The 16,257-nt window shown below is 72.3% G+C and carries 15 protein-coding genes; 6 read left to right on the forward strand and 9 right to left on the reverse strand.

The features are described from left to right. Positions 1-31 precede the first annotated feature (31 nt). The 4 genes from G4D86_RS10065 to G4D86_RS10080 all read right to left on the reverse strand — a co-directional run bounded on the left by G4D86_RS10065 (position 32) and on the right by G4D86_RS10080 (position 4,787). Positions 32-1,180 carry a glycosyltransferase family 4 protein gene (locus tag G4D86_RS10065; protein WP_205519519.1) on the reverse strand — a complete coding sequence of 383 codons (1,149 nt, stop codon included), beginning with the start codon at positions 1,178-1,180 and terminating at the stop codon, positions 32-34. A 132-nt stretch (positions 1,181-1,312) separates the two neighbouring features. Next, positions 1,313-2,386 carry a hypothetical protein gene (locus G4D86_RS10070; RefSeq protein WP_205519520.1) on the reverse strand — a complete coding sequence of 358 codons (1,074 nt, stop codon included), beginning with the start codon at positions 2,384-2,386 and terminating at the stop codon, positions 1,313-1,315. 78 nt (positions 2,387-2,464) lie between these two features. Next, positions 2,465-2,860 (reverse strand): helix-turn-helix transcriptional regulator, encoded by a 396-nt coding sequence (locus tag G4D86_RS10075; protein WP_163992002.1) that lies wholly within the window; start codon positions 2,858-2,860, stop codon positions 2,465-2,467. A 184-nt stretch (positions 2,861-3,044) separates the two neighbouring features. Next, a complete protein-coding gene (locus tag G4D86_RS10080; RefSeq protein WP_163992004.1) occupies positions 3,045-4,787 on the reverse strand; it encodes a GTPase in 1,743 nt (580 codons plus the stop codon). 111 nt (positions 4,788-4,898) lie between these two features. On the opposite strand from G4D86_RS10080, the gene G4D86_RS10085 reads away from it, so the two are divergent. Beyond that, on the forward strand, positions 4,899-6,263 hold the full coding sequence (locus G4D86_RS10085; protein WP_163992006.1) for a thioredoxin family protein: 1,365 nt from the start codon (positions 4,899-4,901) through the stop codon (positions 6,261-6,263). Positions 6,264-6,266: 3 nt separating this feature from the next. Here G4D86_RS10085 and G4D86_RS10090 read toward each other — a convergent pair whose 3' ends face one another. From G4D86_RS10090 to G4D86_RS10100, 3 genes are all read right to left on the reverse strand, one after another. Further along, on the reverse strand, positions 6,267-7,430 hold the full coding sequence (locus tag G4D86_RS10090; protein ID WP_163992008.1) for a metallophosphoesterase: 1,164 nt from the start codon (positions 7,428-7,430) through the stop codon (positions 6,267-6,269). 21 nt (positions 7,431-7,451) lie between these two features. Then, on the reverse strand, positions 7,452-8,576 hold the full coding sequence (locus G4D86_RS10095; protein WP_163992010.1) for a helix-turn-helix transcriptional regulator: 1,125 nt from the start codon (positions 8,574-8,576) through the stop codon (positions 7,452-7,454). 345 nt (positions 8,577-8,921) lie between these two features. Next, the gene (locus G4D86_RS10100) at positions 8,922-9,272 is read right to left on the reverse strand and encodes a hypothetical protein (protein WP_163992012.1); all 351 of its coding nucleotides are present in this window, start codon (positions 9,270-9,272) and stop codon (positions 8,922-8,924) included. Between the two features lie 276 nt (positions 9,273-9,548). On the opposite strand from G4D86_RS10100, the gene G4D86_RS10105 reads away from it, so the two are divergent. The 3 genes from G4D86_RS10105 (at position 9,549) to G4D86_RS10115 (ending at position 13,856) form a co-directional block, all read left to right on the forward strand. Continuing rightward, positions 9,549-9,908: a hypothetical protein gene (locus G4D86_RS10105; protein ID WP_163992014.1), complete on the forward strand. Its 360-nt coding sequence runs from the start codon at positions 9,549-9,551 to the stop codon at positions 9,906-9,908. A 70-nt stretch (positions 9,909-9,978) separates the two neighbouring features. Further along, positions 9,979-10,905, forward strand: coding sequence for a hypothetical protein (locus G4D86_RS52730; protein WP_240360152.1), 927 nt, complete (start codon positions 9,979-9,981; stop codon positions 10,903-10,905). Beyond that, positions 10,902-13,856 (forward strand): Lnb N-terminal periplasmic domain-containing protein, encoded by a 2,955-nt coding sequence (locus tag G4D86_RS10115; protein ID WP_240360153.1) that lies wholly within the window; start codon positions 10,902-10,904, stop codon positions 13,854-13,856. The genes G4D86_RS52730 and G4D86_RS10115 overlap by 4 nt, the downstream gene beginning before the upstream one ends. On the opposite strand, the gene G4D86_RS10120 is transcribed toward G4D86_RS10115, so the two are convergent. Next, positions 13,747-14,316 (reverse strand): hypothetical protein, encoded by a 570-nt coding sequence (locus G4D86_RS10120; RefSeq protein WP_163992016.1) that lies wholly within the window; start codon positions 14,314-14,316, stop codon positions 13,747-13,749. The genes G4D86_RS10115 and G4D86_RS10120 overlap by 110 nt on opposite strands. A gap of 265 nt (positions 14,317-14,581) precedes the next feature. Between G4D86_RS10120 and G4D86_RS52735 the strand changes: the two genes are divergently transcribed. Continuing rightward, positions 14,582-15,103 carry a hypothetical protein gene (locus G4D86_RS52735; RefSeq protein WP_240360154.1) on the forward strand — a complete coding sequence of 174 codons (522 nt, stop codon included), beginning with the start codon at positions 14,582-14,584 and terminating at the stop codon, positions 15,101-15,103. Between the two features lie 141 nt (positions 15,104-15,244). Here the strand turns inward: G4D86_RS52735 and G4D86_RS10140 are convergent, their stop codons facing one another. Then, on the reverse strand, positions 15,245-15,580 hold the full coding sequence (locus G4D86_RS10140) for a PilZ domain-containing protein (protein ID WP_205519522.1): 336 nt from the start codon (positions 15,578-15,580) through the stop codon (positions 15,245-15,247). A 126-nt stretch (positions 15,581-15,706) separates the two neighbouring features. Between G4D86_RS10140 and G4D86_RS10145 the strand changes: the two genes are divergently transcribed. After that, the gene (locus G4D86_RS10145) at positions 15,707-16,210 is read left to right on the forward strand and encodes a GreA/GreB family elongation factor (protein ID WP_163992024.1); all 504 of its coding nucleotides are present in this window, start codon (positions 15,707-15,709) and stop codon (positions 16,208-16,210) included. Positions 16,211-16,257 lie beyond the last annotated feature (47 nt).

Below are 16,257 nucleotides of genomic sequence, written 5' to 3' on the forward strand. Positions count from 1 at the left end.
GGATTCCTCTGACAAGAGCAAATTCAAGCGCTTACTCCATGGATGGGTGTGTGCCGGACGGCTGACACAACGTGGCAGGTCTTCTCCGATTCTCACGACCTGGGGGTGTTCGAAGCAGGTCGATGAGCTCCTCCACGATGCGTTCGGTGGAAAACCGCTCCTGGACGAAGCGCATCCCCGCCTCGCCCATGGCACGGCGCTGCTCCCGCGGCAGGTCGGCGGCGGTCACGAGCGCGTCACGCCACGCGGCCTCGTCACCTGGAGGAAACAGGAATCCGGTCTCACCCTCACGGAGCGTCTCGGGCAGGCCGCCAATCCGGCTGGCGAGCACCGGGACTCCGCACGCCTGGGCTTCAATCGAAACCCGCCCGAAGGGCTCCAGCCACTCCGAGGGGACAGCCAACACATCCATGGCCGCGTAGAGCGGCCGCATGTCCGCCGTCCAACCTCGCAGGATGTGCCGCCCGTGAAACTCCGATGCAATTGTCTCCAGCAACCGGGAGTGTGCGGCTTCCTCACCCACCCACAGTGCCCGCAGCGACGGGCGCAGCGGCATGGCCTGGTTGCAGGCCGCCGCCAGCCGGAAGGCCCCCTTCTCCGGCTTCAGCGCCCCGACGAAGCCGACGAGCACCGCGTCCTCACCCACACCGAGCGCCCGGCGGGACTCCGCCCGCAGTGCCGGGTCCGGGCGGAAGCGCTCCACCTCCAGCGGGTTGTACAGAAGTCTCACCCGCTCCCGAGCTACGCCCTGTTCCACCAGGAACGAGCGCATGTTTTCGGAGACCACGATGAAGCGGTCGGCCCACCGAGGCAGCAGTGCGCGGGACATGGGCTTGAGCCGGCTGTTGAGGTGACGGAACAGGGCCACCGGCGTTCCGGTGAGCCGGCCCAGCGTGAGCAGCGGCCAGTACTCGTGCCCGAAGCTGCCCACCAGCCAGTCCGCCTTCACCCGCTGGATGGCGCGAAGCACACCGCGTGCTCCGCGCACGTCCGCCGCGTTGCGGAAGATGCCGGGTTCCACGGGCAGGCCGCTCGCCGTCAGCTCCCGGGCGATGTAGCCGCCGGGGCGTGCAACGGTGAGCACGGTGTGTCCGGCTCTAGCGAGCGCTCGGACCAGGCACACCAGATGGGTTTCTGTTCCCCTCGCGCCGGCACTGGTGCCGACGAAGACGAAGTTCATGGAGGCCAGTTCTTTCGATGGCACTCCTCCCCGGCCAGAGGCACCCGTGGGGTCCTACGCGGATGTCACCGGAGTTAGCACATCCCGCGTTCATGCCGCCAGCGGGCCCGGCCCTTCAAATGGGCCCGTCACTCACGCCCGGCGGCAGCTCACGTCGCCATCCTGCGAGCGGATGAGCGCGGCGGTCAGCTCGGTGCCGAGGGCCGCGCAGAGCACCTCGAAGGTCCTCCGCCTCGCGCCTCCGACGACGATGGAGGGCTGACTGGTGAGGGTCTCCGGGTGTCTCACGAAGATGTTGTAGCCGACGATGCACCCATCCGCGCGCAGCACCGTGATTCCGTCCGTGGCCATCATCCCCCGCAGCAGCTGCGCCGTGGCGCGCACCGCGGTGGAGGCGGCATCGGTGGGGTCCGCGTGGTAGCGCTCCAGCAGCGCGACGATGTCCAGCGGGCGCGGCAGGATGATGCCGTCCACGAACAGCATCGAGCCCGCGCGCTCCCGAGGCAGCACTGCCACCAGTGTGCCGTGCGAGCCCTGCATCACCTCGAAGAGGACGCGGCGGAAGAAGCCCCGGGCGCGCTCGCGGCTGGCGGTGGCCACTCCATCCGTCACGGCCTCGGCCAGCTCGTCCAGCACCTCCGGCGGGGACGACGCCTCCACGCGCGCGCCCGACAGGTACACGTGCCGGCACAGCCCACCGCACGCGCGCAGCTCCAGGATGTTGTCCGCGAGCTGGAGCACGCCCACCACGCCCGCGCCTCCGTCGCCCGACCTTCGCAGCCGCTCCAGCGGTGTCTCCGCCAGGGGGAACGGGTCCGTGCGGAAGACGCCGTACGCGAAGCCCTCCGGCACCCGCAGCAGGTACAGCGCCCACCAGCGGCCCTGGCCCAGCGGCGCGCACTGCTTCAGCGCCCGCTGAATCGTGGCCCGCGAGCGCGGACCGATGCCGATGCCGATGGGGTCGTGCCCGCCGAGCTGCGCCAGCATCTGCCCCAGGTCGTCACAGACGAAGGCCATGGGGAACAGCGGCGCGCCTTCCTCGCGGTAGCGCGACAGCGTGACGATGAGCTCGCCGATGGAGTCCGCCGTCTGCGCACACGTCATGCGGGCTTCGTCCAGGAACGTGCCGACCGCGTCGGTCAGCAGGTGGCGGAAGGACAGGACGGGAGGTGGCGACCCCGGGGCCGCCGGGTCCGAGCCATTCATGACGCCTCCAGCATGGCGCATTGCCGCCGCTCACGCACGGACGGAGTGCGGCCGCGCACGCCTGCCTGCCCTCTCCCGTCAGCGCGCCTGTCGCTTGAGGCTCACCAGGAACTTGCGCAGGGCCCGCCACTCGTCGGGCTCGAAGCCCTGGAGGGTGCGGATGAGACGGCGCAGCTCGGGCGGGTGCTCGGCGTAGGGAGGGGGCGGCTCGGCCACCTGCCAGGGGCCGGGAGGCAGCGTGCCCGCGGGCAGCCCCAGCATCCGGTCCGCGGATTCCTGAAGCACATGGCATAGCCGCCAGAAGGTGGGGATGCTGGGGAAGGCGCGTCCCCGCTCGATGCGGCCGTAGACCTCGGTGGCCAGGTCGATGCGCTCGGCCACGTCCGCCTGGGTGAGCTCCTGGCGCACGCGTGCCGCCTGAGCGTTCCTGCCCAGCGTCTTCTTCAGTGACGACTTCTCGCGCTCACCGAGCATACCTGCCAACCCATCCTGTAAAGTCCTGGGCCGTAGATACGACTTAATGGATTGGGGGCACAGGACATGCGGAGTGGGGCCGGCGGCAGGACCCGGCAGGTTGCTGTTCCGACCCGATTCCTCCCATCGGAATGCCAGACCCTACCCGTCCAGGAGGCACGGTCTCCACAGCAGGGCGGAGCGCTCAGGCCAGTCCGGCCCGTGCCTCGTCCAGCTTCGCCGCCGTGCGCGTCCAGTCGTTGGCCAGCCCGTCCAGGTGCGCCAGGACGCCGGAGAAGAACCGCGCCTCCAGCGCCCGCGCCAGGGTGGCTCCGTGCGCGTCCGCCCACTGCCGGGTGACGCGGGCCCGCACCTGCGCGCCCAGCAGGTCCACGAAGCGCTCCATCAGCGGCGTGGACAGCAGCGTGCCCGCCCACACCACCGCGTCATGGCCGAAGCCGCCCGTGGCCACCGTCACCACCGCCGCCGCGCCCGACGGCACCGAGTACACCAGCGTCGTCAGCGTCTGGAGCAGCTCCTCCCGCATGCCTCCCTGAAGCTCCGCGGACACCAGGTCGCGGCAGTAGGCGTACAGCGTGGCCCGGTCCGCGGCATGCGCGTGCAGTGAGTCGAAGCCCAGCGGCTCCTCCAGCTTCGCCAGCGTCACCGGGCCGAAGGCCTCCGCCAGCTTCGCCTTCGTCTCCGCGTCTCCGCGCCACGCGGCCACCTCCGAGGCCATGGCGTCCACCAGCTTGCGCACGCCGTCCTTCATGGACTCGTCCACCGCGTGCGTGGGTGTCTCCGCGCCTTCCGGCTCCGGCCCGGTGAAGGACTGGCGCACCTTGCGGCTGACGAAGGTGAGCGCCGTGGCCAGCCCCCGGAAGGGCAGCCGCACCCACTTGTGGAACTGGCTGCGCGCGTCCAGTTCGTCCCGGAAGGCGTCGATGAGCACGTCCGCCGGTACCGCCTTCAGCGCCGCGCTCGCGCCCACGCCGTTCAGCTCGTGCCGCAGTCGTTGGCGCAGCCGCTCGGGCTCCTGCGCCGCGCGTGACGCCGCGCGCGCCACCACGTCCAGCTCCGCGCGCGCGTCCGCGAGCGACGCCTCCAGCGCCCGGGCCTTCAACTCGCGCGCGTGCTCGGCCTGGCCCAGCAGCGCGGACAGGGGAGGGCGCCCGTCCAGCGGCTCGGTGGCGAGCGGCTTCAGTCCCGCCTCCACCTCCGGCTGGTGCGGCGCCAGGTAGCGCGCCAGCGGCGGGTGGCCCACGTCGGCGGCCAGCTTGTCCAGGTGCCCGCGCGCCACCTCCTCGCGCGTGGCCTCGTTGTAGACGAGGAGGTACGGCCGCCCGTGCCCCACCGCCGCGCGCAGGAAGTCCACCAGCGCGGCGTTCTGGTACGTCTGCCGGCTCACCACGAAGACGAGCACGTCCACGGTGACGAGCAGCGCCTCCGCGCGCTCGCGGTTGTCGCGGTACACGCTGTCGAAGTCCGGCGTGTCCATGACGAGCAACCCGCGCGGCACCGCGTCCGACAGCACCAGGTACAGCCGCCCCGCCGGGCCCGGCTGGTCCACCGGCGCCACGTCGCCCGACGCCACCGGCACCGTGTCGTAGCGCCGGGTGAGGAAGTCCTTCAGCGCGCCGGTCCACGTCTCCGGGTGCGCCGCCGCGAGGCACTGCTTGGTGAGGCCGCCCTCGGGCCGCGCTGGGGACAGCGCCGCGCCCACCAGCGCGTTGAAGAGGGTGGACTTGCCCACGTTGTTGGGGCCGGCGATGGCCACCAGCAACAGCGGGGCGTCCGCGGAGCCCAGCCGGGGGAGCAAATCCCGGCGCAGGCGCTCGGCGAGGCGGCGCGCGGCGTCCGCGTCCGGGGCCTCCGGGAAGCGCTCGGGGGCGGGGAGGGCGTCGAGGGCCGACGCGAGGAAGGTGCGCAGGGTGTACGGGTCTCTCATCACCGGAAGTCCGCGCGCACCAGAGCACGCGCACGGCGCCCTGCCCAGGAGACAGCACTCGTGGGTGTCGGCCGAGGACAGAGGCGGGGCAGTGGCGCTAGGGTCGCCCCCATGCGCATCCCTGCTGCCTGCCTGCTCCTGATGGGGCTCGTTGCCTGCACCGCCGCCAACACCAACGCGCCCGCGGACGAGGCCCATGCCGGTTCTCCGCTGCCCTTCATCGACGACGACTACAGCCGCGCGCTCGCCGAGGCGAAGGCGAAGGGGCTGCCCCTCTTCGTCGACGTCTGGGCGCCGTGGTGCCACACCTGTCGCTCCATGAAGGCGTACGTCATGTCCGACAAGGCGCTGGCCCGGCACTCCGGCCGCTTCGTCTGGCTGGAGGTGAACACCGACCTGACGACGAACGCGGCCTTCCAGGAGAAGTACCCGGTGGAGTTCTGGCCCACGCTGTACGTCATCGACCCGCGCCAGGAGAAGCCGCTGCTGCGCTTCGCCGGCAGCGCGACGGTGGACCAGTTGGTGAAGCTCTTCGACGACGGTGAGCGCGCATATAAAGGAGGCGTCACCGGCGCCGAGGCGCTGCTGGCGCGCGGCGACGCGCTGTATGCGGAGGGCCGCGCTGCGGAGTCCGCCGACACACTGTCCGAGGCCCTGGCCGAGGCGCCCGCCGACTGGTCCCGCCGGGGTCGCGCGGTGGCGTCGATGCTGACGGCCATGTACGGCGCAAAGCAGTACGAGCCATGCGCGCGCAAGGCGTTGGAGGAGCTGCCGAAGACGCCACGCTCGATATTCTGGGCCAGCGGCGCGTCGCTGGGGCTGTCCTGCTCCCTGTCGCTGGAGGAGGGTTCCGCGGCGGCGAAGGAGCTGCGGCCCGCCCTGGAGGCGAAGGTGGCCGAGGCCCTGGCGCCTCCAGCCATCGAGATGGCCGCTGATGACCGCTCTGACCTGTACGGCGTGCTCGTGGAGGCGCGCGAGGCGGCGAAGGACGAGGCCGGTGCGAAGGCCCTCGCCGAGGAGTGGCTGAAGTACCTCGAGGGCGAGGCCGCGAAGGCGCCCAACCCCGAGGCGCGCACCGTCTTCGATTCGCACCGCATGGGGGCGGCGATGAAGCTGGGCGCGCCCGAGCGCGTGATTCCGGCGCTCGAGCAGAGCGAGAAGGATTTGCCCCAGGACTACAACCCGCCCGCGCGGCTGGCCACGCTGTACCGCATGCAGGGGCGGCTGGACGACGCGCTCGCCGCGAGCGACCGCGCGCTGGCGCGGGTGCAGGGGGCGCGTCGCCTCACGGTGCTCTCCGGCCGCGCGGACATCTTCGTCGCGCGCAAGGACCCGGCCTCTGCCGCGAAGACGCTGGAGGAGGCCATCGCCTTCGCCAAGACGCTGCCCGCTTCGCAGGTGTCTCCGCGCGCGGTGGCCGGGCTGGAGAAGAAGCTCACCGGGCTGCAGCAGGCGGCGCAGCCGGCGCCGAAGTAGCGCTCAGCGCGCGGCGGCGCGGGTGTCCAGGTCGAACAGCTCGTAGTCCTCGGGCGGGCACTCGCGCATGCCGCCGTCGGTGAAGACGAGCATCGCCGCCTCCGGGCTCGGTGGCGGCGGTGCGCCGTGCGCGTAGTCCACGCGCGTCCCATTCGTGACGAGGTGGCGCACCACGCCGTCGCGTGCCTCCGCGGTGGAGAAGCCCAGCAGCTCGCGGTTGCGCTTGTCGCGCGTGTGCCCCACCACCTGCGTCAGCCCGGCGGGAAGCCGCCTCGGGTCGAAGCGCCGGCGAGGCGTCCCCCGCACGCGCTCGGCGTCCTCCGGCTTCAGGCTGGGGCGGTGGTAGAAGATGCCCACGCCCTCGCCGGTGGCCGCGTCGCCGGGATGGTGCAGGCCCGGCACGGACAGCGGCCCTCCCGTCCACGCCGCCACCGCCGCGTCCATCGCCCCGTTCAGCGCGTCCGCCACCGCGCCCGCGTCCGCCCGTCGCGCTGGCGGCAGGCCCGTCACGTCCAGGTCCTCGTGGGTGACGCCCGCGTGCAGCACCAGCAGTCCCGGCCCGGCCGCGTACGCAGTGCGGAAGCGCCGCACGCGCAACAGGTGCTCCACCCACGTGCGCTGCGCCTCGCGGAAGTTGCCGAAGTCGCGCGCCACCAGCTCGGCCGTGGGCACCCGCGGCCAGCGGGCGAGGAACGCGCGCTCCGCCGCCTCGTCGGTGTGTCCACCCTGGTAGACCCGGTCCGCCTCCGCCTGCGCGGCGGCGAAGGTGGCGTCCGTGAAGTCCGCGAGCTCGCCCACGCGGCCGAGGTCATGGTTGCCCAGAATCATCACCACCTGGTCCGCCGGGTGCGCGGCCAGCCACGCCACCAGGGACAGGGCGCTGATGGCCCCTGCCTCGCGCTCGTACGGCTTGCCCCAGTCGAAGTGGTCACCCACCGAGACGAGCAACACGTCGGGCCGCAGCCATCCGTCAGCTCCCAGCACGTCGTGGTACGCGAGGATGGCCAGCACGCGGTCCAGGTCCGCCTGCGGGTCCCCCATGACGAGCCTCCGCCTCCGGGGCCGTCCATCCGCGGGAGTGGAGTGAGGGCCCTTCGCCACGGCCTCGGCGGCTCGGGCGAAGGCTGCGTGGATGCGGGCGTCGCGCGGGTCGTTCACGGCGCCCATCTTAGGCCCGGAGCCGGCGGCTCAGGAGGTCTGGAAGAAGCGGGCGATGAGCGCCGAGCGGCTCTCCACCTGGGCCTTGCTCAGCAGGTGCGTGACGTGGACCTCCACCGTGCGCTCCGCGCAGCCCAGCCTCGCGGCGATGGACTTGTTCGTCTCGCCCTGGACGATGTGGGTGAGCACTTCCGACTCACGCGCCGTGAGCGACCAGCGCGCGGACAGCGCATGCACGCGCGCGGCGGCGCTGGACGCGGTGCCGGTGTCGATGGCCAGGTAGTGCGACGGCAGGCCCGGAGTGCGCAGCGGGGTGAGCGTCAGCGGGCCGGAGCAGGGAACGCCCTGCGCGCCGTGCCTGAGCTGCTCCATCAACTCCGGCTCGCCGCGCTCCAGCCTCATGCGCCCGGCGGCGTTGGCGTGCACCACGCGGCCGCTGGAGCTGACCACCCAGGCCGCGCGCCCGAGCGCCTCCATCGCCACCTCCAGCGCGGTGGACATCAGCCCCGACTCGCGCAGCCGGGCCTCCATCGTCAGCCGCCGCTGCAGGGCCGGCGTCAGCGCCTGGAGCAGCCGCTGCTCGCGCTCGGTGAAGGGCTCCTCGCGGCCCAGGCCCACCCAGCCGAGCAGCGCCGGGCCCTCGCACACCAGCGTGCGCAGCCAGGCCATGTTCTCCACGCCGAGCTGCCGGAACACCGTGCCGGAGCGGGTGAGCGCGCGCTCACGCACCGCCTCCAGCTCGCCCTCGCTCAGGCCCAGTCGGCGTCCCACCTCGCCCGCGGGCAGGTCGGGCAGCGGCATCCGCTGCGCCTCCGTCTCCGCCAGCGAGCGGAAGTGCAGGGCGCGGTTGCGCTGGGCCGGCTCGGGGCGGGCGGGATCAAACCAACCCCACGGGTCACCCACCGCGGAGATGGAGCCGTCGAGCAGTCCGTGGACGCTCGCCGCCGACAGGGAGAAGCCCTGGCTGTGCGAGTAGCTGGCGTTGTTGCGGTCAGGGCCTACATCCACGCCGTAGGCCACCGCGCGCTCGGCCTTCATCACCTCGCGCAGGGCTCCCAGTACCGACGGGAGCGACTCCGCGCTGGGTTCGGCCTCCGCGACCAGGACCTCCAGGTCCGCCAGCAGGCCCTGCTCCTCGGAATTCAAACGGATCAAGATTTGCGGAGTATACGCCCAAGGACAGGGTGGCCGTCACGGGTGACCCTGGCGGGCCCCCCAAGCGTCCGGGTCCTGACGTCTGATGGGTCCGCGCCCCGGGGGTGATATCCGACCCGACGGTTTTCCCGTATGGACCTGTGAACACAATGCAGTGAGACTCACAGTGTCGGCTCCCGGGGGGGAGGGCCGGTACCGTGGTGCGTGAGCGCGCGCCGGGTGCTCGACCTCCGGGTGCCCGGCGCGCTGTTCCGTTACCCGGCTACCCCGACCCATGAGCGTGCGGCGGCGGGCCTTCCAGCGGCCGGTCGAAGGCAGGCCTGGACGGCGGCGCCGTGAGCGGCGTCAGGTGACCGGACGCAGGAAGCGCGGAAGGCGCCTGGTCGGCACCACCCTCTGGAGGAAGTGCAGCGAGCCGAGCCCCAGGTACGCCAGGCCGAACGCGAGCGTCGCCCAGCCAATCCACGCGCTGAGGTCATCGGTCCCCAGGCCCACCAGCCCCCAGATGCAGAGCGCAGTGCCGACGGTCCACGGCGCGGCGGTGCGCAGGTGGGGACGGCTGAAGGCGGCGCCGAGCGCGAAGAGGGCCGCCGCCAGCACTCCGAAGCCGAACCAGCTCGGCTCGCCGGTGGGGAAGATTATGGCCAGGGCCAGCAGCGCGCTGAAGAGTCCGAGGATGGAGAGTCCCAGGGTCATGACATGGCTCCACGAAGTACCTGGAGGAAGGGTGGGGTCACACCCCCCTGAAGCCAAGCGCGTGGCTCTTCCTGGCGAAGCGCTCCGTCGACCCCCTGGCGCGTAGCCGGCAACGCACTTCCGACAAGCCGGCTTCGCGCCTTGCCGCGCGGCGTCGTGGGCCAAGGCCGCGAAACCGCTCCTTCTTCGCCTCCGGCACACGGCTGGCTACGGAAGGCGATCCGCAACAGCTGAACAAACGCAATTAGGGAGGAAGTGCTCTCGAAGGGAGGCAGGATGGGGAGTGATTGGAATTCCGCCGTCACCGGAGTGGCTCCCCACCTGGCTCGCGCAGCGCGTCTGTCGCATGAATATCTGCGCATCCACCTCGGCCGGTTCCGCGAGGACGTGAAGCGGGGCACGGGCCCCACGGTGGAATCGCTGGCCCTGGTGGTGATGCTGCGCCGGGAGCACGTGCCGCTCTTCGGGAGGCTGCTGCAGTCACATCAGGACGAGCTGCTGGCGCTGGCGGATGCGCGCACGCTCACCCCCGCGCGCTCGCTGGAGTTGATTCAGCGCGTGGGCTCGCTGGTGCGCGAGGACCCGCTGCTGCGACGGGACTTCGAGGCCGCGCTGGGGGCGCACGCGGCGCACTGAGTACGCGCCAGGCATGACCGTGCGCCGGCCGGGCCGCGCGGAAACGAACGGACATCCAGAGAGGTGCGGGATGAAGACGAAGAGCTCCGCGAAGTGCGCGCTGTGCATGGCCGTGGTGATGGCGGTCTCCGGCTGCAGGACGCCCGCGGCCATGGGCTCACGGGGACTGAGCGCGTCGGACACGGGCGCCTCGGCCGCGGACTCCAGTGAGGGGTCGGACTCGGGCTCGGGCGACTCGAGCCAGGGGGACTCCAGCAAGTCGGGCTCGGGCGACTCGAGCCAGGGGGACTCCAGCAAGTCGGAGTCGGGAGACTCCAGCAAGGGCAACAGCTCGGAGGAGGGAGGCTCCAGCGACTCGGGCGGCAGCTCGGAGTCGAAGAGCTCGGAGTCGAGGAGCTCGGAGGCGGATGGCTCCAGTGAGAGCCGCAGCGGCTCCAGTGAGCGGACCTCGCGCAGCTCCGAGGAGGGTGGCTCCAGCGAGGGTTCCAGCGGGACGGAGAAGGCGGAGGGCGAGGCGTCGCGCTCGAACTCCGACAACAGCAGCCATAGCAACAACGACAACGTGGTGTCGGCGGTGACGGTGGGCGTGGTGGTGGTGGGGCTCGGCGTGGTCATCTGGCAGGCGTACGCGGCGGCGGAGCGTCGCCGGGGCGTGGCGCCGAAGGAGCTGGGCCGCTCGGCGCAGGTGTACCTGCGCTCGCGCACGCACCAGCTCCGCGAGGACCTGGCGCTGGGGGCGGGCCCGACGGTGGAGGACCTGGCGGCGGCGGCGCACATCCGCCGGGAGAACCTGGGGACCTTCGGCCGCGTGCTGCGGGCGCACCGGCAGGAGCTGCTGGCGATGGCGGACGCGCGCAGCCTCACGCCCGCGCGGGCGCTCGCGTGGATGGAGCGCGTGGGTGAGCTGGCCAGCGCCGACCCTCGCCTGGACGAGGACCGCCGTGCGTTCCTCCTCTCCGCGCCGGGAGGAGCGGAGACGGCGGAGGTGGCGCGTTGAGACGCCGGGCGGCCTGGGTGCTCGGCCTGCTCTGCGCGCTACCCACCGTGGCACTGGGAGCGTCTTCCGGACGCGTGGAGATGATGGACGGCTCCGGCATGGTGGTGCCGGCGCCGCAGTGGTCCACGCAGACGCTGAAGCGCTCGATGCCGATGACTCCCGTGGGCGATGGCCCCATGCGAGCGCGGGCCCTGGAGCGTTCGAGCCCGGTACCGCCGGAGCCGCCCGTTGCCGCGGAGGACAACCTCCCCGCGCGCGTGCGCGCACTGGAGCTCTCCGGCGTGGTGCTGCGGGGCGCGGCGGCGCGGGACGTGGCGCTGGTGACCGAGGTGGAGGCGGGACTCCAGGCACTGCCGCCCGCGATGCGCCGCCTCCCCGGAGGCCCGCTGGAGTTGGTGCTGCACGAGCAGCCCGCACCGCTGGGACTTGGTGACGGCACACCGGAGCGACCCGACTGGACGGAAGGGAGGGCCCGCTTCCACCTCTACCGGTACGCACCGTCCAACGAGCACCGCGCCACGCTGCGGCTGTCCCGGCTGACGGACGCGGAGTTGGAGCAACTGTGGCGCCGCCGCGCGGTGGTGCACGCGGTGGTGCAGCGCTGGGACGATGACCGCGGCTGGAGCGGCACGCCGCTCTGGCGCCGGCTCTCGGGCTGGCAGAAGCCCTTCGAGCGGCCGCTGGTGTGGAAGGAGGAGGCACGCCTCACCTACGCCGGAGCCTTCAGCCGCGCGCTGGGACAGCGGAGCGCCTCGCTGGACCTCGTCACCTTCGCGGAAGAGCTGCTCGTCCCGGCCGAGTCATTGCGCGCCGACGCCCTGCTGGTGGACGACCAGGTCCGCTGCCAGGAGTTCTCCAAGGCCCGCGCGCTGGCGGAGCAGATTGAGTCCTCCGGCCTGGGCGCGCTGCCGCCGCGAGGAAGCTGCCCGTCCTTCGACGCCTGGGCGGAGCTGGAGTCCCTGTCCCACTTCGAGGTGCTGCTGGTGGCGTCCACCGGCCGCCAGCCGGAGTCCCTCTTCGGCCACATGCTGCTGCGCCCGGTATGGCGCGAGGGCGCGGTACCGCGCGGCCCGAACTTCGAGCGCGTGGTGCAACTGGTGGCGCTCACCGGCATGGAGTCCAAGGGCCTGGGCTACCTGGTGAAGGGGATGACGGGCGGCTACGACACCGTCTTCCTCACGGGGACGATGGGAGACCTGTCCCACGAGGCGCTGGAGCTGGAGCAGCGCTCCATCCGCCGCTTCCGCCTGCGCCTCACGCGCGGCGAGGAGGCGCGGATGCTGGAGCGCGTGTGGGAGCTCGAGCGCCGTGGCTACATGGGCTACTACTTCTTCACCGACAACTGCGCGAGCGCGCTCCTCTTCCTCCTCAACGGAGCGATGGAGGGCGGGAGGAAGGTGCGCGCGCCCGGCACGTTCTGGGTGCTGCCCACGGCCACGTTGGACGCCCTGGCCCGGGTGGAGGTGGTGGGCCAGGACGGTCGCGCCGGACCGCTGCTGGAGCACATTCCGGACGCCTTCGAGTCCACGGGGGACCGCGCACTGCGCGCGCACGCGGCACGCGAGGACGCCCTGTCCACCCTGGCGGCGCACGTGGGTAGCGTCGAGCTCACGAAGCTCCGAGCGCTTCACGCAGACCTCCAATCGCCCGAGCCCGACGTGCGCCGCGCCGCGTACGACGCCCTGCCAGACGTGGTGCGAGCACTGCTCGCCTCGGCGCCGCCCCAGGCGCACGCGAAGGTGCGGGAGCAACTGCACGCCTACGTGGCCCACGCGGTGCGCGTGGAGCGCGCGGCGGTGGACCGCGCGGAGGGCGAGCGCCTGCGCATCGAGCGGGAGCAGCTCCTCGCGGTGAGGGTGCCGGTGCCGGGCTCGGCGGCGGCGGGCGTGCGCGAGCGCCAGCGCATCTTCGAGAACGAGGACGCCCTGCAGCGCAAGCTGGCCGTGCTGGACCGCACCACGCTATTGCAGGAGGCGCTCGCCACCGCGCCGCGCCGCCCGGCCACGCCGGAGGAGCTGCGCATCCTGGTCCGTGCCGAGCGCACCGAGGCCGCCTTCACCCGGGCCACCGAGGTGCAGGGCGCGCTCAACGACGGCGTGCTGGCGGAGGTGGACCCGGTGGCCTTCCTGGGCGAGGACCACCGTCGCAAGGTGGAAGCGGAGACCGCGTGGGCGGATGGGGCGCTGCGGGACTCGGGCGCGGGGCGCACGGTGGTGAGCATGGGTGTGGACTTCCCGGCGGTCGGCGGCGCGAGGCCGGTGGTAAGCGTGCGCACCGCGGGCATGGCCGAGGCGCTCGGCGACGCGCGCCTCCACGGCTTCCAGCCGAGCAGTGAGCTGCGCGTGCTGGACGGAGAGCTCTCGCTGGAGCCGCGCTGGGGCTTGCCCCGGCTGCTGGCCTCGGAGCTGACGCTGGTGGGCTACCGCACGCTGCTGCGCGAACTACCGCAGTTCCGCGAGTCCGCGTGGGACTCGCTGGGCTGGGGCGCGGAGGCGCGTGTGACGTCGAACCCGGCGCGCTCGCTGCCGCACCGGGCTTCGGTGCAGGCGGAGGCGCTCATGGTGCTGGACGAGAGCGCGCGCTTCTCGAGCTTCACTGCGGTGGGCGTGGGCGGCATGGCCACGATGCACTGGAGCCAGGCCATGCTGGCTCCTGCGGCGGGGCCGCGTCTCTCGGTGGCGCACCGCACGGGGCTGCCCGGCTCGGGGGCCAATGCGGTGCGGCTGGAGGCGGCCTATGCCCCCACCTGGCGCGTGGGCGACGCATACGTCACGCACGAGGCGGGAGCGTCACTCCAGGTGGAGTGGTGGCTGGGGCGGGCGGGGCCCTTCGGCGTGCTGCTCACTCCCCGCGCGCAGGTCCACTGGGAGGGGGCGGCGTCACGGTCTCCGTCGACCTGGCTGGACGGCTCGTCGGAACGCCGCCTGGCGCTGGGGTTGGAGATGCGCTGACGGCGAGGGGCTCGCGCCGCTGCATCAGGTCCCCTGTCACCAGCGGGCGGCTGGCCGCGCCCGCCACCGCGCCGATGAAGGTGCCGATGACGTGCAGCACCACGAAGCCCTGGAAGCCCAGTCCGTAGAAGAAGCGCCCGGCATCATGCTGGCTGAAGAAGTAGAGGACGGCGAGGGCGCCCGGCACCGCGACGGAGTTCACCGCGGCCGCCGCGAGCGCGCGCTTCATCCGGCCCGCGTGGTAGCCGCCGAAGGCACCTCCGAGGAGCCCGTTGAAGAGGGGAATCCAGAAGGTGACGAAGCTGGCGATGAACATCGTCAGGACGCTGCCGACGAAGATGTTCCGCTTGAGGACGACCTGCTCGGGCTTCATGGTGACGCCCGGGGGCAGCTCGGCGCGGATGAACTCGTAGTGGGGGGGTGGCGTCGCGCCCGCGTCGGGCTTGATGAATTCAGGCATGTGCGTCGAAGCTCCCAAGGGACAGGGTGAGGCAACGCTGGATGCCCTTGAGGTTGGGACGGTGGCGGGAACAAGGAAGGGCTGCTCGGCGCACCGATGGCCGGGCCACTCTGCGAGCCCTGGCGCACTCCCTCCGGAATACGGTTGCGCTGCGGGCCTCCCGACAGTGCAAGGGCGAAGATGGGCATGGACCTGGCGACGCGGTGGGTTGCGGCTATGCTGCCGCGCCCGGCCGCACCCCCTCTCATCCCGCACGGAAATTCCCATGAGCCTCCGCCGCACGCTGCTGACCGCCGTCCTGGCTTCGACCGCCCTCCTGTCCGCCTGCACCCTGCGCCCCCGCTACAAGGACGTGGTGGCGCCGGGCCCCACCGCCAGCGTGGCCGGGCAGACGGTGGCGCTGCGCGTGGTGAACACGGAGACGAACCAGCCCGTGCCGGGCGCCCGGGTGCTGGCCGGCGACAGCCGCTCGCGCCTGTCGGCCGTCACCGACACGGAAGGCCTGGTGACGCTCCAGGTGTCGCCGGAGCTGCTGAAGGAGAACCCGCTGTTCGAGGTGGTGCTGCCCGCGGGCGTGAAGAGCTACCGCCTGCAGCTCATGCCCTCGGGACAGTCGCCCGCGCCGGAGGGCACGCCCGCCACGCCGGAGGCGCCCGCCACGCCCGTCAGCCCGGAGACGCCTGCCACGCCGGAGTCGCCCGCGACGCCTGCCACGCCCGCCTCGCCTGAGTCGCCTGCCACGCCCGCGACGCCCGCCACCCCGACCGGGCCGAGCGCCGGCACCTGAGCCGGCGCCGTCCTCCTCCACGCGTGTGCTCAGCCGGGCTTCGCGTGGAGGAAGTCCACGGTGCGCTTCCACGCCGTCTCGGCGTTGGCTCGTGAGTAGACCTCCGGGCGCGTGTCGTTGAAGAAGGCGCGGCTCAGTGGCTCAGGTGAACCAGCGCACGAGCCGCTTGCCCTGCATCTTCCGGTACTCCTGCAGGCGGCGGCGGAACTCCTCGGTGACGTGCGTGAAGCGCACGCCGTAGCGCCCCCGCATGCGCTCACCCGCCGCGCGCCGCGTCCACACCACTTCACCCTGGAAGGGCAGCTCCGACTCGCCCACGGCGATGGAGCCTTCGATGGGCGTGCCCGGCTTCAGCGGCTGGAGCATGTCCGCGCAGAAGCCGCCCTCGGACACATCATGCGTGTAGACAGGCAACATCCCGCGCAGCCGGACGGTGAGCCGGTGCGCGAATCGGGGGAGATTGCGTGGCAGGGGCATGTCCGTGATTCTGCCATTTTTCACATTAGGCAGAAAAGAGGGCCGCCCACTGGACGGGCAGGCGTCCACGGCGGGGGCTACAAATCCCTGGAAGGACTGAGGAATCTCTCAAGGGTGGAGGCAGGCATGTCGAAGGCATTCACCAAGGAGGACGCGGGCGGGGACGAGGGGCTCCTGCCCGCACGGCCGCGTCCGGCGTCGGGGGAGAAGCGCTACATCACTCCGGAGGGCTACCGGGCCCTGCAGGAGGAATTGCTCGCCACGCAGGGGCCGGACACCGGGGCGGCGGGGCTGACGCCGCTGGAGCTGGGCACGCGGCGCAAGGAGCGGGAGCGGCGCGCGCGGGAGCTGGCGGCGGTGCTGGAGGAAGTGCGCGTCGTGGAGCCGGACGGGGCGCAGGAGGGCCGCGTCTTCTTCGGCGCATGGGTGGAATTGGAGGACGAGGACGGAAGCCGCGTGCGCTACCGCATCGTCGGGCCGGACGAGGCGGACGTGAAGGCGGGCCGGTTGAGCGTGGAGTCGCCGCTGGCGCGCGCGCTCCTGGGCAAGGAGGTGGGCGAGTCCGTGCTGGTGGAGCGGCCGCGCGGCGCGGTGGAGTACACGGTGACGCGGGTGGACTACGTGACGTGAGCGTGGCGTGCACAAAAGCAGGTGGGGTGACGTGCCTCCGGTTATGT

The organism is Pyxidicoccus caerfyrddinensis (genome assembly GCF_010894405.1).
GTDB classification, from domain to species: domain Bacteria; phylum Myxococcota; class Myxococcia; order Myxococcales; family Myxococcaceae; genus Myxococcus; species Myxococcus caerfyrddinensis.

Bases quoted from the DNA above. Each gene is read 5' to 3' on its own strand.
- G4D86_RS10105 (WP_163992014.1), top strand. From the start codon at position 9,549: ATGGGGAGTGATTGGAATTCCGCCGTCACCGGAGTGGCTCCCCACCTG.
- G4D86_RS10065 (WP_205519519.1), bottom strand. From the start codon at position 1,180: ATGAACTTCGTCTTCGTCGGCACCAGTGCCGGCGCGAGGGGAACAGAA.
- G4D86_RS10145 (WP_163992024.1), top strand. From the start codon at position 15,707: ATGTCGAAGGCATTCACCAAGGAGGACGCGGGCGGGGACGAGGGGCTC.
- G4D86_RS10140 (WP_205519522.1), bottom strand. From the start codon at position 15,580: ATGCCCCTGCCACGCAATCTCCCCCGATTCGCGCACCGGCTCACCGTC.
- G4D86_RS10100 (WP_163992012.1), bottom strand. From the start codon at position 9,272: ATGACCCTGGGACTCTCCATCCTCGGACTCTTCAGCGCGCTGCTGGCC.
- G4D86_RS10085 (WP_163992006.1), top strand. From the start codon at position 4,899: ATGCGCATCCCTGCTGCCTGCCTGCTCCTGATGGGGCTCGTTGCCTGC.
- G4D86_RS10080 (WP_163992004.1), bottom strand. From the start codon at position 4,787: ATGAGAGACCCGTACACCCTGCGCACCTTCCTCGCGTCGGCCCTCGAC.
- G4D86_RS10120 (WP_163992016.1), bottom strand. From the start codon at position 14,316: ATGCCTGAATTCATCAAGCCCGACGCGGGCGCGACGCCACCCCCCCAC.
- G4D86_RS52735 (WP_240360154.1), top strand. From the start codon at position 14,582: ATGAGCCTCCGCCGCACGCTGCTGACCGCCGTCCTGGCTTCGACCGCC.
- G4D86_RS10075 (WP_163992002.1), bottom strand. From the start codon at position 2,860: ATGCTCGGTGAGCGCGAGAAGTCGTCACTGAAGAAGACGCTGGGCAGG.
- G4D86_RS52730 (WP_240360152.1), top strand. From the start codon at position 9,979: ATGAAGACGAAGAGCTCCGCGAAGTGCGCGCTGTGCATGGCCGTGGTG.
- G4D86_RS10090 (WP_163992008.1), bottom strand. From the start codon at position 7,430: ATGGGCGCCGTGAACGACCCGCGCGACGCCCGCATCCACGCAGCCTTC.
- G4D86_RS10070 (WP_205519520.1), bottom strand. From the start codon at position 2,386: ATGAATGGCTCGGACCCGGCGGCCCCGGGGTCGCCACCTCCCGTCCTG.